Raw genomic sequence first — 3,346 nt, 5'->3', positions numbered from 1 at the left:
ATCGACACCGAATTTGTGAAATAGCGTTAAAATCAAGCGAGACGGTATCTCCCGATCACCATGCCATAGGTGAGATACGTCGCGGGAGTCATCTGCAGCTCTGCGGCAAAGGCCCCTAGTGTCATGTCTGCGTCGCGGCGAATTTTCTTAAAACGACTACCGGTCGTATTTGTCACGAGTTCTCGCTGAAGCGGGACTTGCGAGATTATCGCGCCACGGAGCGCCTGATCGCAAGACCCAGAAGATGCCGTTGAGAATGCGCCGGTCGTCGACACGGGGAATGACCCGTGGCTTGTTCGGGAGCATCGGCCCAATGACGCGCCACTCAGAGTCGCTAAGTTCATATCGCATGCTCGGACCCATTTACAGACGAGGACCACATCAACGCGCACTCAAGGCCTCGTCCTGCGTTACGGTAGCACCAATTTGGAATTGACAGTGAGCCGGTCCGACGGAGACAATTGACTTGCGGCCGACATAGCGCGAACCCAGGAATGACGCTCATTAGAACGGACCGTAGCCAGTCGAGGAACTGCCATGCGCGATATCGCCGAGTGGCTGGAGGGCCAAGGTTTTGGGGAGTACGCGGAAGCGTTCGCCAGGAACAAAATCGATCGCGATGTGCTGCCAAGCTTAACGGGGGAGGACCTCAAGGAGATGGGCGTTGCCACGGTCGGCGATCGCCGGAGGCTTCTCGATGCGATCGCCGTCCTTTCACGGACCCACAATGCGCGGCATGAGGAAGTTGTCGCGGAACCCGTCGCACGTGCTAGGTCCCCGGAGGAAGTGTCAGCCGAACGCCGCCATCTCACGGTGATGTTCTGTGACCTTGTGGGTTCGACGCCTCTCTCGGTGGAATTCGACCCCGAGGACCTGGCCAACGCCATCCGTGTGTATCACGAAAGCTGCGCGAAAACCGTCGCGCGATGGAATGGGCACATCGCCAAGTTTATGGGCGATGGGGTCCTGGTCTATTTCGGCTGGCCGCGCGCCCATGAGGATGATGCGGAGCGCGCCGTCCAGGCGGGTCTCGAACTGACATCGGCAGTCGCAACGTTGGACACCGCAATAGGACGGCCCCTTGCAGCTCGTGTCGGCATCGCGACCGGCCTTGTAATGGTCGGTGAAACGACCGGCGCAGGTACGGCACGTGAGCAAGCTGTGGTCGGCGAAACGCCGAATCTGGCGGCGCGCCTGCAAAGCGTCGCGGAGCCTGGGACTGTGGTGGTCGCGTCGAGCACGCGGAAGCTGCTCGGCAATCTGTTCAAGACAACCGAGCTTGGCGAGCAGTCCTTGAAGGGATTTGCGGAGCCCGTGCGCGCTTGGTGCGTGACCGGCAATGATCCCAAGGAGACGCGCTTTGAGGCGCTGCACGGCGGACTTCGTACGCCGCTGATCGGGCGCGACGATGAGGTGGAACTGCTTACGAAACGATTTCAGCAGGCAGAGGCAGGAGAAGGCCAGGTCGTCCTCATTTCGGGCGAGCCCGGCATCGGCAAGTCTCGGCTTTGCGAGGCCTTGCGGGCCAGGCTGCTCGACCGGCCCCATACGCGCCTGACATACCAGTGCTCGCCCTCTCACACGGACCGAGCGTTTCACCCTCTGGCCATGCAACTTGAGCAGGCAGCCGACATTCGACCGGACCTCGATCCTGGCGAAAAGCTGAGAAGGCTTGCGGCGATACTGCCGATATCCGCTGCCGAGGAGCAATTGTCGATTCTGGCTACCTTCCTCTCAATACCGACGAATGGAGGAGAGGGTCTGTCGGGACTCGATCCGGTCCAACAGGCGGAGCGAACCTTTGAGGTGCTTACAGGCGTTGTGGAGGAATCCTGCGCAAACGGGCCCGCGGTTCTTGTCTTCGAGGACTTGCACTGGTGCGACCCGTCGACGCTCGAATTTCTGAACAGACTCGTCGACAGGGTGGAGACCCTGCCGGTCCTGCTGCTGGTCACCTCACGCCCTGGGATCCGCGTCGCGTGGTCGGATCAGCCTCACGTCACGACGCTGATGTTGAATCGCATCAGTAAGCGTGAGTGCGAGAAAATGCTAAATTCCGTGACAGATGCGGCCTTGCTGCCCGCTCACATTCTCGAAGAGATCGTGAATCGGAGCGATGGCGTCCCGCTTTTTCTTGAGGAGATGGCTCGGACCCTCATCGAGGCACAAGAAAACCAAGCAAGCGCCACGGGTGAGTTGAAGCTCGAAGTACCCGCATCTCTTCAGGACCTATTTATGGCCCGGCTCGACCGGCTCCTCACCGGAAAGCAGGTGATTCAGACCGCAGCAGCGATCGGTCGCGAGTTCACGATCGAGCTCCTGGAGCGCATGTGCGATCTGGACGGAGCTGTGCTTCAGAATGCTCTGGACGCGTTGGTGGGCGCCGGCTTGCTGGTCTCCCGCCAAACCGCCTCGGGACCGGGTTACGTCTTCAAGCACGCCCTTCTTCAGGATGCGGCCTACAGCAGCCTGCTCCGCGATAGTAGAAGAGAACTGCACAGGCGCATTGCTGGTGCGCTAGAGCAGTCGTCGAGTGATGAGCCGTCATTGCTAGCGCATCACTACGAATGTGCGAATATCTGGCAAGACGCCCTGAACTGCCGGCTTCGCGCTGGGGCGAAAGCCGAAAGCCGCTCTGCTGATTGGGAGGCGGCACAGCATTACCGGCGCGCCATCTATGCCTTGGAACACCTTCCCGACACCGCGGAGTACCGGCAAGCCTACCTCCAAACCGTCCTGGCCCAAATCGCAAGCGGCGGGGAGGGATACGCGACTGAAGGAGAGCGCGCTGAAGCGCTTCACCGGATCAACAAGGCAATTGAACTCGCTGAGGGAAATGTCCCGGCTTTGGCACGCCTGGAGTCGTTCAAGGGAATGGCTTGGCGGGAGGAGTCTTTGCTGGCGACCGCAGAGCGGCGTGCCAGTGTCGCAGACGCGGAGCTTCAGGCCCAGGTCGCGCGCCGTTACGCCTATTTCCTGGGTAATACTGGCCGGCTCGAAGAATCGCTCGGTAAGATCGAAAAGGCCGTCGAGCTCTGCAAGCACGTTGGGGACCTAGAACAGCTTGGTGATTTCGTTGCAGGCGCGGGTCGCTGCTACAATGCCCGCGCGGGCAGGCTGGAGCGGTCGCTGGAGTTCGCAGCAATGGCCCGAGGAATTGCAGCGTCAACCCACGACCTGCAGGTGCGCTCGTGGTTGGCAATGGAAGCCGAGCCTTGGTTTTATAAGGGGCTTTGGCACCGCGTAGTCCGGGTTGTCGAGCTGAACTTATCGACAGCGTGGGAAAACGGAAGATGGAGTGTCGTTTTGTGGGCTTCGGGTTGGGGGGCCATCGCCTGTTTGAAGC

1 protein-coding gene and 1 pseudogene are annotated in these 3,346 nt (G+C 60.4%); one reads left to right on the top strand and one right to left on the bottom strand.

The features are described from left to right. Positions 1–207: 207 nt before the first annotated feature. A pseudogene (locus tag AAAC48_RS19390) lies at positions 208–351 on the bottom strand (transposase); the annotation flags it as partial. A gap of 186 nt (positions 352–537) precedes the next feature. Between AAAC48_RS19390 and AAAC48_RS19385 the strand changes: the two are divergent. Then, positions 538–3,346: adenylate/guanylate cyclase domain-containing protein (locus tag AAAC48_RS19385; RefSeq protein ID WP_340655755.1), on the top strand; the 2,809-nt coding region annotated here is incomplete at its 3' end.

The organism is Phyllobacterium sp. (genome assembly GCF_037994405.1).
Classification (GTDB): Bacteria; Pseudomonadota; Alphaproteobacteria; order Rhizobiales; family Rhizobiaceae; genus Phyllobacterium.
Note: the sequence above shows the minus strand (reverse complement) of the source record. Positions and strands in the feature narration are given on the sequence as shown.